Annotated in this window: 21 protein-coding genes; 6 read left to right on the forward strand and 15 right to left on the reverse strand. The window is 49.0% G+C overall.

All coding sequences use genetic code 11. The annotated features are described in order from the left end of the window. Positions 1-76: 76 nt before the first annotated feature. The 4 genes from P2W70_RS25475 to rpoN form a co-directional block, all read right to left on the reverse strand. The gene (locus P2W70_RS25475; RefSeq protein ID WP_276484373.1) at positions 77-1513 is read right to left on the reverse strand and encodes a hybrid sensor histidine kinase/response regulator; all 1437 of its coding nucleotides are present in this window, start codon (positions 1511-1513) and stop codon (positions 77-79) included. 10 nt (positions 1514-1523) lie between these two features. Further along, positions 1524-3080: a sensor histidine kinase gene (locus P2W70_RS25480; RefSeq protein ID WP_276484374.1), complete on the reverse strand. Its 1557-nt coding sequence runs from the start codon at positions 3078-3080 to the stop codon at positions 1524-1526. A 9-nt stretch (positions 3081-3089) separates the two neighbouring features. Next, the gene (locus P2W70_RS25485; RefSeq protein WP_420832401.1) at positions 3090-4526 is read right to left on the reverse strand and encodes a sigma-54-dependent transcriptional regulator; all 1437 of its coding nucleotides are present in this window, start codon (positions 4524-4526) and stop codon (positions 3090-3092) included. A gap of 132 nt (positions 4527-4658) precedes the next feature. Next, complete coding sequence (gene rpoN, locus P2W70_RS25490; RefSeq protein WP_276484376.1) at positions 4659-6071, reverse strand: RNA polymerase factor sigma-54; 1413 nt, start codon at positions 6069-6071, stop codon at positions 4659-4661. Positions 6072-6245: 174 nt separating this feature from the next. Here rpoN and P2W70_RS25495 point away from each other — a divergent pair, with 174 nt between their 5' ends. The 4 genes from P2W70_RS25495 to P2W70_RS25510 all read left to right on the forward strand — a co-directional run bounded on the left by P2W70_RS25495 (position 6246) and on the right by P2W70_RS25510 (position 10807). After that, entirely contained in the window at positions 6246-7646 is a 1401-nt protein-coding gene (locus P2W70_RS25495) for an ATP-binding protein (RefSeq protein WP_276484377.1), read from the forward strand. 89 nt (positions 7647-7735) lie between these two features. After that, complete coding sequence (locus P2W70_RS25500) at positions 7736-8752, forward strand: Gfo/Idh/MocA family protein (protein ID WP_276484378.1); 1017 nt, start codon at positions 7736-7738, stop codon at positions 8750-8752. Then, positions 8749-10260, forward strand: coding sequence for an alpha-amylase (locus P2W70_RS25505; RefSeq protein WP_276484379.1), 1512 nt, complete (start codon positions 8749-8751; stop codon positions 10258-10260). The genes P2W70_RS25500 and P2W70_RS25505 overlap by 4 nt, the downstream gene beginning before the upstream one ends. A gap of 379 nt (positions 10261-10639) precedes the next feature. Next, complete coding sequence (locus tag P2W70_RS25510) at positions 10640-10807, forward strand: DUF1328 domain-containing protein (RefSeq protein ID WP_276484380.1); 168 nt, start codon at positions 10640-10642, stop codon at positions 10805-10807. 163 nt (positions 10808-10970) lie between these two features. Here the strand turns inward: P2W70_RS25510 and P2W70_RS25515 are convergent, their stop codons facing one another. Further along, entirely contained in the window at positions 10971-11321 is a 351-nt protein-coding gene (locus P2W70_RS25515; protein ID WP_276484381.1) for a hypothetical protein, read from the reverse strand. Positions 11322-11636: 315 nt separating this feature from the next. Between P2W70_RS25515 and P2W70_RS25520 the strand changes: the two genes are divergently transcribed. Then, entirely contained in the window at positions 11637-12068 is a 432-nt protein-coding gene (locus tag P2W70_RS25520) for a response regulator (protein WP_276484382.1), read from the forward strand. Here the strand turns inward: P2W70_RS25520 and P2W70_RS25525 are convergent. From P2W70_RS25525 to P2W70_RS25535, 3 genes are read right to left on the reverse strand one after another with little or no spacing between them, the layout of a single operon-like run. Then, positions 12055-12456 (reverse strand): hypothetical protein, encoded by a 402-nt coding sequence (locus P2W70_RS25525; RefSeq protein ID WP_276484383.1) that lies wholly within the window; start codon positions 12454-12456, stop codon positions 12055-12057. The two genes, P2W70_RS25520 and P2W70_RS25525, sit on opposite strands and share 14 nt — an antisense overlap. Further along, positions 12449-12820: a hypothetical protein gene (locus P2W70_RS25530; RefSeq protein WP_276484384.1), complete on the reverse strand. Its 372-nt coding sequence runs from the start codon at positions 12818-12820 to the stop codon at positions 12449-12451. Before P2W70_RS25530 ends, P2W70_RS25525 begins: the two co-directional genes overlap by 8 nt. Before the next feature lie 43 nt (positions 12821-12863). Continuing rightward, on the reverse strand, positions 12864-13100 hold the full coding sequence (locus P2W70_RS25535; protein ID WP_276484385.1) for a YtxH domain-containing protein: 237 nt from the start codon (positions 13098-13100) through the stop codon (positions 12864-12866). A 151-nt stretch (positions 13101-13251) separates the two neighbouring features. Between P2W70_RS25535 and P2W70_RS25540 the strand changes: the two genes are divergently transcribed. Further along, complete coding sequence (locus tag P2W70_RS25540; protein WP_276484386.1) at positions 13252-13590, forward strand: response regulator; 339 nt, start codon at positions 13252-13254, stop codon at positions 13588-13590. A gap of 281 nt (positions 13591-13871) precedes the next feature. Here the strand turns inward: P2W70_RS25540 and P2W70_RS25545 are convergent, their stop codons facing one another. The 7 genes from P2W70_RS25545 to P2W70_RS25575 all read right to left on the reverse strand — a co-directional run bounded on the left by P2W70_RS25545 (position 13872) and on the right by P2W70_RS25575 (position 20657). Continuing rightward, a complete protein-coding gene (locus tag P2W70_RS25545; RefSeq protein ID WP_276484387.1) occupies positions 13872-16118 on the reverse strand; it encodes a TonB-dependent receptor in 2247 nt (748 codons plus the stop codon). An 888-nt stretch (positions 16119-17006) separates the two neighbouring features. Continuing rightward, entirely contained in the window at positions 17007-17825 is an 819-nt protein-coding gene (locus P2W70_RS25550; protein ID WP_276484388.1) for a hypothetical protein, read from the reverse strand. A 12-nt stretch (positions 17826-17837) separates the two neighbouring features. Further along, positions 17838-18314 carry a TlpA family protein disulfide reductase gene (locus P2W70_RS25555; RefSeq protein ID WP_276484389.1) on the reverse strand — a complete coding sequence of 159 codons (477 nt, stop codon included), beginning with the start codon at positions 18312-18314 and terminating at the stop codon, positions 17838-17840. 243 nt (positions 18315-18557) lie between these two features. Continuing rightward, positions 18558-19103: a heavy-metal-associated domain-containing protein gene (locus P2W70_RS25560; protein ID WP_276484390.1), complete on the reverse strand. Its 546-nt coding sequence runs from the start codon at positions 19101-19103 to the stop codon at positions 18558-18560. 21 nt (positions 19104-19124) lie between these two features. Next, entirely contained in the window at positions 19125-19523 is a 399-nt protein-coding gene (locus P2W70_RS25565; RefSeq protein ID WP_276484391.1) for a heavy-metal-associated domain-containing protein, read from the reverse strand. 100 nt (positions 19524-19623) lie between these two features. Continuing rightward, positions 19624-20010: an HYC_CC_PP family protein gene (locus tag P2W70_RS25570; protein WP_276484392.1), complete on the reverse strand. Its 387-nt coding sequence runs from the start codon at positions 20008-20010 to the stop codon at positions 19624-19626. Between the two features lie 152 nt (positions 20011-20162). Next, positions 20163-20657 (reverse strand): lipocalin family protein, encoded by a 495-nt coding sequence (locus P2W70_RS25575; protein ID WP_276484393.1) that lies wholly within the window; start codon positions 20655-20657, stop codon positions 20163-20165. Positions 20658-20769: the final 112 nt, after the last annotated feature.

Below are 20769 nucleotides of genomic sequence, written 5' to 3' on the forward strand. Positions count from 1 at the left end.
GTTAGTTTCCACAACAAAATGGCCCGATGGAATATCCGTCGGGCCATTTTTGCATTATAGTTGCCGAAAAAAAAATCTACATACGGAAGGTCACCACAAAAGTAGTTCCGCTGCCGATGACCGATTGAACATCGACCTCCGCATTATGCGCCTGAATAATGTTCAGCGTAGCAGCAAGGCCAAGGCCCAGCCCATTGCGTTTGGAAGTAAAATAGGGCTCAAACAGGCGCTGTAGGTTATCTTCCGATATACCCGACCCATTGTCGGTGATCCGCACTTCGCAGACACTGCCATATTTAGTCATAGCCACCTCCAGCTTGCCAGTCTCCTCTTCCATCGCCTCTACGGCATTGATGATGATATTGAGAAAGGCGATCTTCAGCTTCTCTTTGTCGGCCGGGATCTGCAGGATATCATCCGGATACCGTATCTGAAGTTTGATGTTCTTCAGTACGATGCGATCCATCGCCGAGGTGATACTTTCGTCGAGGATATCCTGCAGGGAAGTAGGCTGCAGGATCATCTCTGTAGGCCTTGCCGTATCCAGCAGTTCAGAGATGATGGCACCGATGCGCTTGGCATTGCGTTGAATGATGCCAAAATAACTATCCTGCGCTTCATTCACCTCATTGGCCCGCAGGTGATCGAGCGACAGGTGAATATTGGTCAGCGGGTTTCTGATCTCATGCGCCAGCGTTCGCGCCAATCGTCCGGTGGCCGCCAGCTTTTCAGCCATCAGCACCGTCTTCTCCGCTTTTCGCAGGCCAGTGATATCATGCAAGATCCCCTGCACATAACGTGACCCATCCGGACGTTCGATCAGGGTGGCGGAAAAGATACAATTACGTTCTTCCCGATCTTTGTTAAGCAGATCTATCTCCACATCATCTACTTCACCCGTTTGCATCAACAGCCTCAGGTTGTCTGCCTCCTGCGATTCGATCATGAGATCGTAAAAGCTCATATCCGATAGTTGTTCCGAAGTATATCCCAACAGGGAGGCCGTAGCAGCATTAACAGAAATAAACTGCAGGTTGGTATCGGCCAGGAAGATCGCATCCTTCGACCGTTCGAAGATGCTTCTGTATTTTAGTTCGTTGTCACGCAGGGCTTTCAGGGAGCGCGCTTTCTCCATGGTATAGCGAATACAGCGCTCCATCTTTTCCGTGGTCAGTTCCGATTTAACGAGGTAATCGGCAGCCCCCACCCGCATGGCTTCAATATCCACCGCTTGGTTGCCTTTACCGGTCAGCAGGATCATCGGCGCTTCGCAGTCACGTTCTACCGCTTCCCGCAGCAGATCGAGACCTGTTTTAGCCCCCAGGAAATAATCTATAAAGTAAATATCGTACCGTTTGTGACAGATATGATCCAGTGCTTCCTGGTACCGGAAACACCAGTCGACGATGAAGTTACCGCCATTGATGTCTTTGATAATACTGTTGGTCAGAAAGAAATCATCTTCATCGTCATCAACAACCAGTATACGTAGCGGGTCGGCAGAGATAAACATAAGGTATAGTTTAAGGGACTTGCATTTCAGGCAATATGATGGAGAACGTCGATCCCTGGCCGGGAATACTGGAGGCCATGATCAACCCCTTGTGATTATCCGTGATCTTGCGGCAGATGGCCAACCCCATACCCGATCCCGGGTACTCGGCTTTACCATGTAAGCGCTGGAATAACTGGAATATCTTTTCGGAGTAAGCTTCCTCGAACCCAATACCGTTATCAGCGAATTCAATGCGGTAATAAGGCTGATTGCTGCGTAGTTTCAGTTTATCTTTTTCTTTGCGCGTGAGGTGCTCGCTGCTGATCCTGATCATCGGCAACACCCCTTTCCGACGGAACTTGATGGCATTGTTGAGCAGGTTGCCAAATAATTGTCGCATCTGGGTGGTCACCGCTTCGACGGTCGGCATCCCTCCCACCTGCACCTCCACTTTACCCTCCTCCACTTCCAGGTCCTGGTCATTCAACACTTCTTGAATAACCACGCCCAGGTCTTTCTTTTCAAAAGACACCTGGTTACGGGTAACGCGTGAAAACTCAAGCAGGTTCTCGATCAGGATCCGCATATTCTCGGCCGAAGCCATCATACGGTTCAGGTACAGACTGCCCTCGTCTGTGAGTTGGTCGGCACATTTATTTTTAAGCCGCTCCCCAAAAGTAGTCAGCTTACGCAACGGCTCCTGCAGGTCATGAGAAGCCACATAGGCAAACTCTTCCAGGTCATGGTTCGAGCGGTTGAGCTCCTGCACCTTGACTTCCAATTCCTGCTCATACTCTTTCAGACGTGTAATATCGCGCACCGTGCCAAGTACCCGGGAAGCATTGCCCTGCTGGTCTTTCAGCACTTTACCAAATACCTCCACGGCTTTCACCGTGCCGTCTTTCGTGATCAGCATGGACTGGCGAACATAGGTCTCTCCGTTATTGATGATCTCCTGAATGGCATTGTTTGCTTTCCGCTGCTCGTCGGGCTGCATGTGCAGGCGGTAAAATTCAACGAGGTCCATCTCCTCCTTACGGTCTTCAGGCCTATAGCCGAGTAGCTGGTACATACCATCCGACCAGGTCATGCGATTGGTGGCCATATCAAGTTCCCAGTTGCCGACGTTCAGGAATTCTTCCTTCTGTCCTACAATCCGTTTATAGTGCATGAGGTCGTGTAACATCTGTGTCTTCTCCGTAACATCCCGGTTGATGGCTACACCTTTCACGACCTCCCCCTGCCCATCCAGTACAAACTTCATCTTGATATTGATGATCCTTTGTTCCTGCTGGTGGGTGGTAAGCCTGTAAGTATACTCAAACGGGGTCCTGGTAGCAATGGCATTACTACGGATATGACGGAATTCTTCGGCATCCTGCGGATGCACATGGCTGAGGTAAAATTCATCAGACAGTTGCGGGGCCGACTGGCGGTCGTATCCCATGATACGGTACATCCCTTCCGACCAGGACATTTTATCTGAAGCCACATCCCATTGCCAGGTTCCAAATTGAAGCAACTCCTCCGTATCATTCATCAACTCCCTCAGCTTATTAATATGGCTCGTTTCTTCAACGGTCATGATATTGGTTTAGCGATTATTCAACTCCTGGTACAACTTGATCTTATTGTACAGGGTCTTACGGTCGATATTCAGGAGGCGGGCAGCTTTGCTCTTATTGAAATTCGTTTCTTTCAACGCTTTCAGGATCATTTCGTATTCCAGATCGATGGAAGCTTCCTTCAAGCTATTCTCGTTGAAGGGCTTGTTGCGAACGGGAGCCGTAGCAACCGTATCGCGGATGGGCATTGCCACCATGGGCGACTCGGCCACGCTATCATTGTTATGATCGAATAACAGTTTGCGGTAATTACTAATCTCGAAAGGCAGGCTGCGGTCTTCCACGAAGTCCCCGTCGGAGAGCAACGCGGCACGCTTTACCACGTTTTTCAGTTCACGCAGGTTACCATGCCATACATAATTACGGAAGATGTCTTCCACTTCGGGCGAGAAACCGCGAATACGTTTGCCCAGACTTTCATTCGCTTTTTGCAGGAAGTGACGGGCAAACACCATAATGTCTTCTTTACGCTGCCGCAAAGGTGGTACGTCGATGGTAAATTCGTTGAAGCGGTGGAAAAGGTCTTCCCGGAATTTGCCTTTCTGGGCGGCATCCCACAACCGTTCGTTACTCGCAATGATGATGCGCACATCGAGGGAAATATCTTTGGTCCCCCCTACGCGGCGCATTTTTCGCTCCTGGATCACACGCAGCAGGGATACTTGTATTTCGTAAGACAGGTTGGCGATCTCATCGAGGAAGATGGTACCTCCGTTGGCCAGTTCAAAACTGCCAGCCTTCTGGTTGATGGCGCCCGTAAAGGCACCTTTTTCATGGCCAAACAATTCACTGCCCGCCAATTCTTTCGACAGGGCACCGCAATCGATGGCTACGAATGGATAAGCAGCCCGTTTGCTGCGCTTATGGATCTCTTGCGCAATGGCTTCTTTACCACTACCGCTTTCGCCGTAAATGATCACGCTATAGTCTGTAGGCCCCACCAGGATAATCTGGTCCATGATCTGCTGAAATACAGCACTGGTACCAAAAATATAGTCGGTATTACCGGTAAAGCCTTTTTTCTTATCAGGATGATGATCTTCAATCGATATATTACCATTATTACTGGGTGCCGGCACGGCAGCAACTGAGGAGGATTTGAGGGCCGACTGAATGGTATTTAATATTTCTTCCGGGAACAATGGTTTCGTCACATAATCATACGCACCCATCTTCATCACATCAACAGCCGTTTTGAGGTCGTTGTAGCCAGTAATGATGATCACCGGCAAGGCGGGATACTTTTCTTTGATCTTCAGCAGCATCGTTTTGCCATCTACGCCTTCCAGGCGATAGTCACACAATACCAGGTCAAAATCCGTGTTCTCATCCAACAGTTCCAGGGCCTTTTTAGCAGTATATGATTCATGGGTCTCGTATCCATGCTTGGTAAGGAACTTATTCATTAAGAAGCATATGTCACGATCGTCATCAATCACTAATATTTTAGGCATATTAAGTGGGTTAATTTGGTATTAATTAATGTTTAGCATTTTAGTTCCTATAAAATTTGAAGCCAAGGGGTTCTTTTTCCCGAATTACCTCCACAAAGCACGCATCTGAGCCGTGGGGATACGCAGTAGCTCCCGGTATTTGGCCACGGTACGGCGGGCAATCTTGAATCCTTTGCGAGCCAGCACCACCACCAACTGGTGATCGGTAAACGGCGTTTTCTTGTCTTCTGCAGCAATCGCTTCTTCCAGGGCAAATTGTATGATCCGGTTGCTGATCACTTCGCCCTCTACATTGGCCATACCTTCGGAGAAGAGGTCCTTCAACAGGATATTGCCAAAAGGAGTAGCCGCATATTTGTTGCTGGTAATACGGGATACCGTCGAAATATCGACACCGATCTCCTGCGCAATATTCTTGAGGATCATGGGGCGCAACAACAATGGATCGCCCTCCTTGAAATATTCATACTGCCATTTCACAATGGTCTTCATAATCTTCAGCATGGTGCTTTCGCGCTGCTGAATAGCCGATACGAACCACTCAGCCGCCTGCAGTTTACTCTTCATGTATTGCTCGGCAGCCTTGTCTTTTTTGGCACACTGGTTCTTCACGGTTTCCATCCAAGAATGGTTGATGTGCAGGGATGCCGAACGCTGACGCGCCAGGGATACTTCGATATTATCCCCTTCTACCGTAATGATAAAATCGGGGATGATATAGTTCTTGGCCACAGGCTCTTCCAGGCGTACATTGATAGGCTGCAATTGCAGCGAGGCGATCAATTCCAGGATGATCCTGAACTCGTCTTCATCCAGCTTCAGACACTCCCTTACTTTTTCCAACTGCCGGTTCTTCAGATCGGTATAATGATCGCGGATCAACTTCAGCGCAGCTGCCACATCAGGTTGAGCGGTGTTCATGCGCTCCAGTTGTAACTGCAGGCACTCGCGTATATCCCTGGCACCTACGCCGGGAGGATCCAGACTTTGTATCGTTTTCAATACGCCTTCCAGATCGGCACCTTCAATCCATTCACCAAATTTGAACGACATGTCTTCTGCGAGCGTCGATAAACTTTGCTCCAGCATGCCACTCTCGTTCAACGAGTCGATGATATAGCAGGCCCTGCTGAAATCCTGCTCGCCGAGCAGCAATAGCCGGCACTGCTCTTTCAATTGCGCCCGGAAATCAGCCGTTTGCACCAGGGGCCGCTCCGGAATGTCTTCACCGGAAAAATAATTGGCATATTCAACCTTGTAATCGGGAATATCATCGTAGCCAAATTCTTCCCAATCGGCAAAGTCCTGCACGGCTTCCTTCTCGTCCTTCAGAACATTTTCATCATTCTTAGTTTCCTCCAACAATGGATTCTCTTCAATTTCCTGTTCAATACGATGTTCCAGCTCCAAAGTATTCAGATGAAACAAATTCAACAGCTGAATCTGCTGTGGCAGGATGCGTACCTGTTGTTTCTGTGTAAGGTGTTGATGGATCATGTCAAAAAGATTGTGAGGGTAGTATAACAAGCATCTTTCCAAAAAATACTTTTTTGCCAAAAACGCCGTAAATACTGAATTTTACTGCACCCTGACTGATTTTCAACGCCGATCATTGGTTCAACAAGCTGACCAACTGTAGAACAAATTACACAATTTGGGGAGAATCATCTCATGAAATTCAGGTTTCAATACATTTACGGATTGTTCATTTTGTCGTTTGGCATCCTTACCGTGCTCGCTTTCCAGTTTTACAAGCGCCTCCAGGAATCCAATACCGTTTCCAACCAGGTAGAACACAATTACCAGACGATGTACCTGCTTAGCCAGGTCGACTCCTATCTAAAGGATGTCATCAACGCCGAAAGCGAGCTGTTGCTGACTGGCGACAGCACCCACCTGGCCACGGCCCTGACCAACGCCCACCGCATCAAACCCCTGCTGGATACCATTCACCGGCTCATTATTCAGACCGGCAACCAGGAAGTCAATTTCATCCGCCTCGAACGGCTGGTGACCACCCGCCTGTCGATGGTGAAAAACAATATGGGCAAAGCCATGCGGAACATGGCGCAGGAAAGCCTGCACCAACGGCTGCTGGAGGCCAGGGTGCTGATGGCCGACTACCAGCCACTGTATGATCAAATGCTGTCGAAAGAAACATTGATCAAAACGCAAAGGGACTCGCAGAAAGAGTCCGGGCAACGGAATACCCCGAATTTCCTCTACGCCACGTTTATCTTCTCGGCCATAGTGCTCGTCATCTCTTTTGTGTTCATTATCCGGGAGCTCACCAAAAGACTGGAATACCAACACCAGTTACAACAACAACTGGGCAGTCTCAACCGGGCCAATGCCGAATTGGAGCAACTCACCAATATCGCATCGCATCACCTGCAGGAGCCGCTGCGCAAGATCCAGACCTTCGGCAACCAGATCATTTCGCGGCATAAGGACCTGCCGGAGGAAGTAAAAATGCTACTGGGCAAGATGGACCTGGCGGCCAAACACATGCATGGCCTTACCCGCGATATGGTACGATATTCGAGCCTCATCAATACCCAGGAAACCCTGATGCAGACCGACCTCAATTATGTACTGATGAAGGCCGCCGAGCATATGGATGAAAAGCTTACGCTGCGGCAGGGAAAGCTGGTTGTGGCCAATACCCTCCCGGTGATCAGGGGTATACCTACGCAACTGGTTATTCTCTTTGAGCAACTCATCGACAACTCCATCAAATTTGCCCGTAAAGACATCGCGCCCGTCATTACCGTCACCAACGAAATACTGGCTGGCCAAAAGATCAGTGACAAGATCAAGTCTGTACTGGGCGGCACCACCTATTACAAGATTACCATCGCCGACAACGGGATGGGGTTTGACAATAAATATGTGGACAAGATGTTCTACCTCTTCCAGCAACTGGAATCTCCTCAAGGCCTGTATCAAAGCAAAGGCATCGGACTGCCGATGGTGCAGCGCATCATGATCAACCACGGCGGTACTGTAACGGCTACCGGTATTGCCGGCGAAGCCGCCATATTCACCCTTTACTTTCCGGTTGAACCCTAACCCATCGTCGCTGTAGACCATTGTCCCCAGCCAGTCAATGGTATAAGTGTTGCCTTTTACCTTACACAGCAAGAAAAGCAACTACAGCCATGTCCGACAATACGTTTACCTGGGGAGTCATTGGTCCAGGCAATATTGCCAGCACGTTTGCCGACGATCTCGCACATATACATCCGGTCAGGCACCGCATCGGTGCAGTACTATCACACAGCCTGGAGAAGGCGGCCGACTTTGCAGATAAAGAAGACGCACCCCGCTATTTCGACAACCTTGAATTATTTGTACAGGATGCGAAAGTAGATGCCGTATACATCGCTACACCGCACCCCCTGCACTATGAAGCCACCCTGCAATGCCTGCAAAACCGGTTGCCCGTTTTGTGCGAAAAGCCGATGGGCATGAACCAGCGGCAGGTGCAGGAAATGATTGATGCAGCAGCACGACACCAGACCTTCCTGCTGGAGGGTATGTGGGTCCGTTTCCTGCCCAGCATCCGGAAGGTGTTGGAACTGGTCGATGAAGGCGCTATCGGAAAAGTGCTGTCGGTGAGGGCCGATCTGAGCTTTAAGGCACCGGAAGAACCAGACAGCCGCTACTTCGATCCTGAAAAAGGAGGAGGCTCCCTGCTCGACCTGGGCATCTATCCCGTGTTCCTCGCGCACCTGCTGCTGGGCAAACCAACCGGCATCCGCGCATATGCACAACTCACCAGCCAGCAGATCGATGAGGCCTGTGTAGCGATCCTCGAATATAGTAACGAAGCTTACGCCACCATCGAGTCGTCCCTGGTCATTCAAACCGCCAACACCGCCAGTATTTATGGAGAAAAAGGCAGGATACTGATCGATACGCAATGGAATGAAAAACCATCCCGCATCGTGCTGACGCATTATGAAGGCGATGAGCAGGTCTTTCCCTGCGCATGGAAAGGTCATGGCCTCCAATTTGAAGCAGAAGAGGTCTGCCGCTGCGTACGCGCCAATCAGCTTTATAGTGAGCATTTTTGCCACTCCTTCAGCCTCGACCTGGTGTCCACACTCGACGCCATCCGGCACCAAACAGGCATTATCTACCCGGCCGACAAAAAAATAAACTCTACCCCATGAGTAACCCCATCATGTTTCAGTTCTTTCATTGGTATACGCCCGATGATGGCAACTTATGGAATCATTGTAAAGAGCAGGCAGCCTGGCTCGCCAAACTAGGTATCACCCATATCTGGTTGCCACCAGCTTACAAATCGGCCCGCGGCACCTGGGAGCCTGGCTATGCCGTGTATGACCTGTTTGACCTGGGCGAGTTTGACCAGCAAAATACCGTACGTACCCGTCATGGAGATAAGCAGCAATACCTGGATTGCATCAAGGCCTTGCACGAACAGCAGATACAGGTGATAGCAGACATCGTGTTGAACCATAAACATGGCGGCGATGAAACCGAAAAGATGGGCGCGCGTGAGGTCAACACGGCCAACAGGCAGGAAATGTCTGACGAGGTTGTCGAGATCGAAGCCCATACCAAGTTTTACTTTCCTGGTCGAAAGGGCCAGTACTCCAACTATGTCTGGGACAAAGAATCATTTACCGGCGTGAGCGAGATGTTTGACGGCCAGGAAAAGATCTTTCTCATCCAGCACAATATGGGTGATAACTGGGACCAGATGCTGGACGATGAAATGGGCAACTTCGATTACCTCATGGGCGCCGACATCGACTACCGCAATCCATTCGTCAGGGATGAGGTCAAGAAATGGGGCAAATGGTATGTGGAGACCACCAACATCGATGGTTTCCGGCTGGATGCGGTCAAGCACATCAACTACCGCTTTTTTCAGGAATGGCTGCATTACCTGAAAGACACTTTTCAGAAAGACTTTTTCTGTATAGCCGAATACTGGAGCAACAAGACCGAAGCGATCATCAATTATTGCAACGCATTGGGCAAGCAATCACTGATGTACGATGTTCCCCTTCATTTCAACTTCTACGAAGCGGCACAAAAAAAGAACGACTTCGACCTGCGCAGCATCTTCGACAACACGATCACCAAGGAACTGCCCGAGTGCAGCTTTACATTTGTCGATAACCACGACAGCCAGCCAGGGCAATCACTTGAATCCTATGTAGATTATTGGTTCCAACCTCTTGCTTATGCCCTTATCTTACTCAGGGTTAAAGGATTTCCCTGCGTCTTTTACCCCCATTTGTACGGAGCTTCCTATGAGATTGATAGAGAGGGCCAAAAGATGCCTATAGAAATAGTACCGGTCCCAGCGCTGGATAAAATGATTTTGGTACGTCAATTGCTCGCTGTAGGTGAAGAGTACGATTATTTTGACCACCCGAATACTGTCGGATGGGTAAGAAAAGGAACTGATGAACAAGAATTTTCAGGTTGTGCGGTTATCCTAAGCAACGGTAGCGATGGAAATAAGGTCATGGAGCTCGGAAATCGTTTCGCACACAAAGACTTTATCGACATCACCGGTAACAGAACAGAAAAGCTCACCACCGATGAGCATGGCAAAGCAGAGTTCCACGTCAATGCCGCCACCGTGTCAGTATGGATATTGGAAGAAGGGGCAGCACTTATCCAGCAATATCTTAACAAATAGCGTGCTTTGCTGTTTAATAGTACAACATCGTTAACCAATTACAAACCGCTATGGGGATGGCCGTACACAGACTACTTGCCTGACCCGGTAAAACGAACAGGCATTAGTTTTATGCCGTTGGTAGTTATAGTTAATTACCAATGAGAACCAAAAGTGTCATTCACGCGCGGCAACGGCCTACAATAGGACAAATTGTCAATAGACATTTTAATACCGCAAGAAAAAATAGGCAAGAAAAGGATCAGTTAGAACTTGCAGGGACTATTAATACTGCGGCGACTATAGACGGACCAGAAACCAGAAAGTTGCCATTATTCATGGAACCTAGGTACAAAGCAAGGGATTTTGATCCATTGTAAAACATCAAAAATCAACGCGTATGCATCGCTGGACAGTGATCTTCTTTATTGTTGCAGTAGTCTCAGCTTTTCTGGGATTTGACGGGTTGGAGCCAGCAGCTTCTTCACTAGCAAGGCCACTTTACTCTATCTTTATTGTTCTCTTCTTTTTATCCATGTTCGGAAAGAGGCCGGAAAGAGTCAAATAAAAAATTTTTAACAAGATCAAAAAAAGTGCAGCCGGGTGTTGCACTTTTTTTTGCCTTGCCGCTCCTGTCAATCAAATAAAAAACCCGGCAGCTCTGCTACCGGGTCTAAAACAACCAAATCAACGTCCGCCGCGAAAAATATTCATGACAGCAATCGGGAGCACTAGGCTCTTGGAATTTTCTTCTCTGTGGTCTCCGTATCAGGAATCGGTGAATCAATCTCCGGATCGGTACGTTCTTTCGAGTTACCATCTGGATGATCATTTGCCTCACTGTCCCATTTATGCTGTTTATCCGTATTGGTGATGTCATTTTCCTGGTTGGTCACCTTGGGATCCTGCTGTTGCTTGCCACCAGGATGTTTAGGGTTCTTCTCATCGTAACCGCTATTCGCCGTACCTGTTTTTGGATTGGCATTGTTGGTCACGCCAGGATCATTCACACTTACTTTCTTGTCTGCCTGCTCGGCGTGTTTATCGTGTTTCTTGCTTGTTGTTGGATGATGCGTACTCATAAAAAATTGTTTATGATGAAACATTATTGATTCTTGCTCACCCTATTTGAGGTTAAAAAACCATACCGGTTAGCGGTGCCGCGGTCGCCGGGAAAACATTCCCCAGCAAGCCCCATTGTTACCCAGCCTGCACTGGGGTACATTAAACCGGGGCCGCTCTTCTACACGCATCATTGCCGGCATACGGGCCGGCCTGGGCGCCGTATTTTCCGAAAACGGGCCAGTTAGCCATAAAATTTCGAGCAGGAATTTGTTGATTTTTAGAGGCTTTCTGGCACAGTTCTCTACATTTGCCTAAATTGTATCACCAACGCTATGCAGAAACTATTTATCCTCATCGCAGAAGATGATGCAGACGATCGTTTTTTACTACAAACAGCCTTTGAGGAAAATGGCTTTACCGATTCACTGGAATTTGTGGAGAATGGGATCGAACTGATCGAATACCTGTCCAACATACTGCATAAAAAGACGCTGGACGTTCAATTCCCCGGATTTATATTGCTCGATTTGAATATGCCCAAGAAGGACGGGCGTGAAGTATTAAAGGAGATTAAGCAACACCCGGAGCTGAAAAAGATCCCTGTCATTATATTTACCACTACCAAAAATGAACATGAGATCAGGCGTTGTTACGAATTGGGCGCCAATACCTATGTGGTAAAACCGGTCAGTTTTGATGCCCTGGTACGGGTAATCCGCGAGATCAGGGGCTATTGGTTGAATACCGCCTCTATCCCGGCGTAGGAGCCGGCGATTTCCCTGACTTTTTCGAAGCAAACTTTTTGACCAGTCCGCCCAGCACAACACCTGCTGCACCGGCAGCCACCTTTCCTACCACATTGCGGAGTAGGAAACTGCTCACCAGACCGCCTACAAGGCCAGTTCCTTTGAATAATTTCTTTTTCAGGAGCAGATCTACCACCAAGCCAACACCGGTCTTAATGGCGGGATTTTTGGCTCCCAGCGCGGTAATACCGCCGATGGCCGAAATAATCGTTCCTACCGGGGCCAGCTTTTCCTTGACCTCCCTGATCCGGCCGTTGAGTTCCGTCTTCTTTGCCTGGAGCTGGCCGCGCAGGCGCTCCTGCTCCTTCAAAAGATCGTCGTAGTTTTTGATCACTGGCTTACTCATACACTTTGCGGATAATAAAGTTCCTGAATCCTATCGTTAGCTTTTTCCGGCATAACCAGATAATGAACATGAAGAGTAAAAAAAGACCAGCTACCAGGAAATACCCGGCCATAGGGCTGTTGAGCAATTCGCCCAGCCAGGTGCCCAGGCCCAGGGCAATAAAGAGGAGTACAAAAATGCCGATGATAAACATGGCCATGAAAGCAACTACTGAAGAAGCAACACCCGATGCCTTATCAGTGATGTTCACCAGCGTAAGCTTATAATAAGTTTCTAAGAAATCCACGACGTTGTCGGCCAGGTTATCGCTGGCTTCAGTGTTCTTTACCTCGGCAAATTGTATATCCTCCGTTTTCTGACGCATAGCTGGTCTTTTTTAATTCATTAAAATCTTGCAGGGGTTAGGCCTACCCAAGATTTTCCTTTACCCTGTTATATTTGTTGCTGGCTTCAGCGGCAAGGTCTTCTGCTTTTTCTTTACCGGTATGGAGCAGATCACTCAGGCTGCTTGCCCAATCGTTGCAATTGCTCTTGATCTTCTTGCGCAGATCGGCACCTTTTTCAGGAGCTACGAGCATTCCAATTACTACGCCTGCAGCGGCGGCACCTACGATACCCAATAATACTTTTGTTGTTGTAGTCATTTTATATAGTTTTAGATGATCGAATGATGTTTATATTAGTAAAAAGAATGCCGCCCGTTGCCTACCGGATGACCGGGGAAAATAATCCACACAACTTCCCGGCACTTTTTTTCAATACAATACGTTACTAAACAAAACAATAACTTGGGTCTTGGCTAACAAAAAGAAGATATTGATCATAGATGACGAACAGGATCTTTGCCTCTTGATGACGTCTTACTTCGTGAAGAAGAATTATGAAGTGCACAGCGCATCGAGCCTGCAGGAAGGGATCCAGCAGATGCAAAAGGTACAGCCGGATATATTGTTTCTCGACAATAACCTGCCCGATGGCATTGGCTGGAGCAAGGTAGAAAGCTTTTTACACGTCAACCCTGCCCTGCGGCTTTTCCTGATGAGCGGCTACCCGCCTACCTTTCCCGATATTCCCGGCTTTTCATACGAGGTGCTGATCAAGCCCATTTCGTTCTCCGACCTGGAAGTTTTATAAACAACCTGGCTATCACACTATGCAGGCCATATGGCCTGCCAGTACCGTTTATCCCCCTACTACGGCTGCCAACAACGGGTACACCCTATCAGTTCAACTTGAAACGATGCAAACAAACTACTACCGGTACGCAAAAGCCGGCTATCAACCACGCCTATACCTGCTAACAACAGGCCCGTACAAGCTATCAACAGACTATACCGGCAGGCTGTAAACGACGCCGTTGCCCTACCGGTAAAAGCAAGCCCCTGCGGGTTTTCAGCAACAGAGGGCCATCCGGTTTAGTTCATCGTGAGCCTGAAGCCAAGGAAGCCGCGCATTCCCTGGTTGGGCGCATATACGTAATTAGGATCGAAGGTCAGGTTATAAGGGTTGTCTACATCCGGGCGTTTATCGAAGGGATCATTAGCCCGCGCAATCAGGAAAGGCACGTTCTTCGCGGGTGTCCAGTTGAGCAGGTTCTTGATGCCACCGTAGATTTCCATCCCATGTCCCAGCTTTTTGGTGAGCTGAATGTTCTGAATGCTCCACACCGGTGAACGATCGGGTCGTGGATCTTTGTCGGACGTTAATGGTAATCCCATGGGACCGTAGATATTACCTGTGTAGTCGATTACCCAACCAGCCCTTGGCAATGTATACGACAATGACCAGTTGCCACTCCATTTTTCAGTAAGTATTTGTTGCGTACGTGTCTTTACACCCAATGAATCTTTATTAGCGATGATCACATCCTGCCAGGTTGCCCCAATATGTCCACGTAATGAATTCGTAAAAGCAAATTCCACATTAACACTCGCCCCTTGTGATACCGAATAACCCGTAAGATTGTGGTACTCGATCGTATCCGGTTTGTAACTGGGGAGGATTCTATTGGTAAAGTACGTGTACCATACCGAAGCATCGACATTCACCCAGCCACTGCCTACCGCCATTTTCTTTACATAGTTTACGTTGACATTGTAGCTACGCTCCGGTTTCAGTTCTCCATCTACCACTACTTTGCGGGCACCGGTCAGTGCCGCATGGTCTTCGGTAAACAGGTTGACCACCCGGAAGCCCGTTCCCGCATTCACGCGAATCACATCATTGGGCGTCGCCGAATATTTCCACGCGGCGCGCGGGGTGAAGATATGTCCATGCACCGGGTGATAATCCCACCGCGCGCCGAGCAACAGGTTACTGCGCGTGTCCAGTTTGATCTCATCCTGTACGAGGATACCCGGCAGCGCCGTGCGTTCAGGTTTATTGCGATTGGCCAGCGAATCCTCCGTAGCCACGGTATTATCATCATAATAAGTATATCGCAGCACGGCGCCGGCCAGCAGATCATGCGCGCCCAGGGTTTTATCCCAGGTCAGCTGGCCAAAGCCTACTTTCTGATTGGCGTTGAAGGCTGTAGTGCCATACACCGAACGTTGCGTATGCCTATTGAAGGAATAAGAAAATAATAGCTTCTCTTTTACCGGCAGTTGGTAATTACCGATCACCTCCACCCGCGACGTGTAAATGCTTTCGGCATAGAGGCTGTCACCGCCGCGGAAGAATTTGGTCCAGCGCATATCACCTCCCCAGCGGTCTTCATACACATACCGCACGGCAATATTGGCGGCCCGCCCCTCCTTTCGCTGAAAACTGTATTTATTAAACAGGGAGATCCTGTTTTGCAACGTCACGTCGGTAAAGCCATCATCGTTCTTATCGACGCGGTTGGTGAAGTTGAAATAATTGACCCCTAATAGCGAGGTAACTTTCCGTCCTGGTTTGAACTTTACCGCTGCATCGACATTGTATTCTCCCCAGGTGGTACCCGAAACATCGACGGCTACCAGGGGCGCCTTCAGCGGATTTTTGGTGATCACATTGATGAGCCCTCCAATTGCTTCTGATCCATACAGGGATGAAGCCGGGCCTTTCACCACTTCGATGCGCTCTACCAACGAATTGGGAATCCCCGACAAGCCATATACCGACGACAAGCTGCTCACAATGGGCATACCATCGATGAGTACCATGGTATAAGGACCTTCCAGGCCGTTGATGTGGATGTCGCCCGTATTACAAATATTACAGTTCAACTGCGGTCGTACTCCATTCACCTGCTGCAAAGCATCGAAGATGGAAGGGGTTGGGTTGCGCCGGAAGAACTGTGGCGTATACACTTCCACCGGCACGGGGCTGGCCATCTTGCTCACCGCCTTCATGGTACCAGTCACCACTACGTCTGACATCATACCCGATTGGGCGATCAATGACACGGCCAGGGATTGACTGGCATCCCGTACCAGGATCGTGTCTGGCCGGTAGCCGATCATCGAGATGATGACCGGCACCGGCAGCGAATCGGCCAATACGGAAAATCGTCCATCCGCTTTTGTGGTGGTTTTGTGCACACCTGCCGCAATGGTGGCCCCCGGTAGCGGCTCCCCATTGCTGCGATCGCGAATGACGCCCTGCAACCTGGTGCTCTGCGCCAGGGCCGGACAAACTACTGATACAAGAACTGATGTGTAGAACCATTTTTTCATGCCTATACTTGTTGATTGCTATACTCAACTAAAACTATTTTTAGTCTTGCCTAAATTTATGTTTAGTCAAATGTAATAATATTATTAGAATACACAAAACCAAACTTGGGGATAAGAACCCTCGTAATAAGGGCAATCCATGAACTTCCTGGCAAATGCTGGAGTTCAATAGAAGTTTGTCAACACCAGCTGATGACGCTGCATCCTCCCTGCAATAAGGGAAAAGGTCGCACTGGATAGAACTGAAGGTCGCACTCCACTGGCCTAAACAGTGCTACCTGGCCTATCTACCGCTGATACCAAACTAGCAGTAATAGGCAATATGTCAAGCAGTTAGCATAGCCAATAGCTTACTTACAACACCAATTCCAGTGCGACCTGGGCATTTCGGCCGTTACACACAACAGGGCAGGCGTGCCGGTTGGCGCGCAATGCGCGAAAAGGATGGTCCTGGGGTTGCTCCAGACTGGACATAAAAAGCAGCCTGACTGGCTGACGGATGGCCTACATATGCTTGGAACTTTGCACTGCGTTATACGTAGCATTGCACTGCAATGGCCTTCCAGTGCTATGCGTAATAATATTAAATGCCTAGCGCGGAGCAGTAACAGACAGGTAATGACAGACTTACCACGCATTTGGGATCGATCCATCAAATCAGTCAGTGCTTCCTATTTTCAAAAATTACACTCTAACAATTTAATTACCAGTGATATGTAGTAACTAATAAAGGAAAATCAGGCACATGCCATAGTGATAAATCATAATATATGATGCTGATAGCGGTGGCTGCCGGGAGGTTGTCGAGGTGCAGGTAAAAAAGAATAGCCCTCACCGAAAAAGTGAGGGCTATTCAACCCATGAGGGATATTCTTATTTACCAGCTTTTTACTTCTTCTTGCTCAGGGCATTCAGAAACAGGTATTCAAAACTAACCAGCCAGCTCTTCTCCGCCATCCGGTGCATATCGCCATTGAGCTGGAAGCGGTAGCCCAGGTTCAACTTGGCAGTACTGTTGAAGATTAACTGTGCAGCCGGCGCCAGGTCGAGGTAATGCTGTTTGCGGTCGAGGGTTTGCTGACCCAGCAACTCCACATAGAGGTTCAGGTTCGTTTGATTATAACTGGTGTATTCGACAGGCAAAACGAGGAGGCCCGCCGACAAACTATAATTCAACGCCTGCCAGGGATAGGCATCTTCAATAAACTTGGGTTTCTTCGTGGTGACCTGCGTATAGCTGGCCGTACCCGACACTGCCAGTTTCTTCCATAGCTGCGTGAGCACAACGCCCCCCATCACCCCGCTTTGATCACCATCGAGGGATACTTCTTCAAAATAAGCGGGGTTCACGCTATGGGCCACTTCACCAAACACCGCGACCCGGAAATGCTGGTGTACATCGTCGACCGAGAGAAAGCGGAACTTGGTATACAGACGTGCACTCTCCCACCTGATATTGGAAGAATACATATCGGAGAAGGTGCCCGATGCCTTGACCATCCATTGCTTGCTGAGGCCCAGCATCACTTCAGGCATGTGTCGCTGCTCGACCCGGTCGGTGTGCAGACTCTTCAACACCTTTGTGCTCCATTTTGCGCTGATCGACTTGGCCGGTACGTTGGAGGCAGGATCGGTGAATACATACAATTCCTGGGCATAGCCCACCATCGATACCAGCAGCGCCAGTACCATCATCTTGATCTTCATAAGCTGCGGGTGTTAGAGGTGTTTTTTCAGTAAGTCATTCAATTCGGCTTCAGTAGGATCTATTGCGATCACTTTACCTTGCTTATCCAACAAAAAGGCAGAAGGCAACGCTTCGATGTTCCAGGCTTTGGCTGTACGGCTTTCCCAACCGCCGGGCTCGTTGACCTGTGTCCAGGTGATTTTGTCGGCAGTGACTGCCTTCTTCCAGTCGGCCTTGTCTTCATCGAGACTAATGCCATAAATCTCGAATCCCTTCGCCTGGTAGGCTGTATACGCTTTACGCAGGCCCGGCATCGCCTTACGGCAGGGCCCACACCAGGAGGCCCAGAAATCGATCAATACCAGCTTGCCCTTGAAGTCAGACAGCTTGACGGTTTTACCCTGTGCATTGGGCACGGCTATCTCGGGGGCAGCCTGCCCTATCTTCGGTTGTGCCACAGCCAGAGTAGCTGCGCCCAACAACATACAAATGATGGCCAATTGTTTCATGGAGGAATACATTAATCCTGTTTCGCCGCAACGATCAGTGAGCTAGACATCTTTTATACCGGCTGGTGGCCATTCAGCGTGCCTTATCAGGCATACTTAATCGACAGGCACCCGGTGACAGCGTAACCTGCCAAGCCCGGCCTTTCGCCGGGGGCAACCGATGCAGCGATCGCCCCCAGCCCAGGCCCTACGGCACAGAAATCTTACGCACTATCCGCGGATGACGCGGAACAGGAAGGTTGATTAAATAGTTACATGGTAGATACGGCTGTCGGCAGCCACACCATCTTTGGTGCAGCAGTTTTGCGCACGGCCGGTTTTCACACAAGCCATGGCGGTAGCCGCGCTGTATTTCTTGTATTCTTTGGCGGTCACAAAATCTTTATCTACCAGCGTAATGGCCTGCTCGCCCTGCAGGGTTTGCTTGTTCACTTTTAGGAAGTGGAAGGTCTTACCATCGATCTTGATATGCGCATCGTTCTGCACATCGACGTTATTGAATACGCCGGTCACGGTCAGCTTGGCCACCGAAAACCCAGCATCTTCTACCGCCTTTTTAACGGCATCGAACTCAACGGGCACCCCCTCTTTGAAGTCGACCAGGAAAGTGGAGGTCTTGATGTCGACCTTTACGCCTTGTACAAAAGCTACCTGCTCAAGGGCTTTGTTGATGGCCTTGGTACACATGGCACAGGTCAATCCCGCTGCCTGTAAACTGGCTTGTTTGAATTGCGCCTGCGAAGTGATACCCACCAGCACCACCATCAGCAACACGATGATCTTTTTCATACTGTAGTATTTATAAGGTGATTAGTGGTGACCGGATTCTTTCTTCTCTTCCTGCTGGGCTGGCTTGGCAGCCGCGTCTTTGCGCTCGTAGTGGCAGCACTCGTGCAACTTTTCATAGGCGGCATTATTAGCCGTGAGATCGCGGGTATCGTAACCAGCGGCAGCGATGGCCTGCTGGATCTTTTCATTGCTGGTCTTCGCGGCTTTGTACGATACGGTCAATTGCTTGGTCTCTTCATTCCAGCTGGCTGTGGTAGCGCCGGAATCTTTGGCTGCTTTCTCGATGGTCTTTTTGCACATGCCGCATTCACCCCATACTTTGAAACTTTCTTTGACGGTGCCAGTTTTCTTCTGGGCCTTGGCAGACAGGGAGGCGAGTATGATAAACAGGAAGGATAATAAAACGGATGTCGTTTTCATGATTGATCAGTTTGATGATTTGATAATAGGATCAGCTACCGGAGTGGCAGCACAATAAAACAGGGAGCCTGGGATGGCTCATGTAAGACCGGGAATGGTATCAAATCCTGAAAACGCAATTGCGGAGATAGACGGCATTCGACCGCGTATCGGGCGGTGAATGGTATTGACGGGCGAGATAGGTTTGCTCGCCAGCCGGTGGTTCGGGAAACTCGCTGTTGGTTGCCGGCAACAGGGCAGGCGCAGCCAGGAAAGCCATTTGGGCTTCTGCCAGGCGATGCTCATCATCCAGCTTCACCAACTTGTATTCGGTATGGCAACAGCCTTTTTTCTTGCCCGACATACCGCATTTTCCACACTTGTCATGGTTATCGTAACCATAGTCCACAGATGCTATCTTACCCATGCAATAGTGTACATTCACCACTACCCCACTGGCAACAGTGACATACAGAATTGCTAATATGGCTATGATGGCCTTTTTCATGCAGCTACAAAAATAACCCGTATTTCTTAAAAAGCGAACAGGGCTGCTGCTAAAATACCGCTTTAACATAAATACCACATCTTCCGGGTGTTATATTAAATACGATACCTTGGCACCAGCCCTGCTTTTATCCATTGGGCGAAAGTATGGCCCTATTTGGTCAGGTGATAATTGATGTAAATGGTCTTTCCTTCGAAGTAAATATCATCCTGCAATACCAGTGAATTGTCGGTCACGGATTTTACGGTCATTTTGTAGCCGTCGGTGATCTTGGCAGGTTTTACGCCACCAGGCATTTTCTTGAAGGAGAATGTAGGAACACCATTTTCTGTGGCAACACCCCAGAAGATGGGTCTTTCACCAGGTACACAATCCTGGCCGGAAGGCAGTGTATAAGAACCATTGCCGCTGGCGATCAGGTTCCACTGACTGCCTACGAAACAGGTATAGGGAGCGTCATCGAAAACCGTGACTTTGAACCCTTTGCCGGAGATGCCTTCGAAGTCGATGTTCTGTACCGTCCAGGTGCCGTTGATCTTGATCTTGCCCTTGCCTTCGGGATTGGCCACCTTGCTCGTAGAGCAGGCGCTGAATAACAAAACAATGAAAGAGAACGCTGTAACGGCCAGAATGCCTTTGTTTTTCATATTGATCATTTTTCGTAAGTGATGTATTTGTCTTATTAGCAAATAGTGCTCCAATTGCCTGGAGCAGGCGGTCGATGGCTGAAAAAAGGAGCCTGATCCACCCCAGCCTTTG

It is taken from the genome of Paraflavitalea pollutisoli (assembly GCF_029360705.1).
GTDB classification, from domain to species: Bacteria; Bacteroidota; Bacteroidia; order Chitinophagales; family Chitinophagaceae; genus Paraflavitalea; species Paraflavitalea pollutisoli.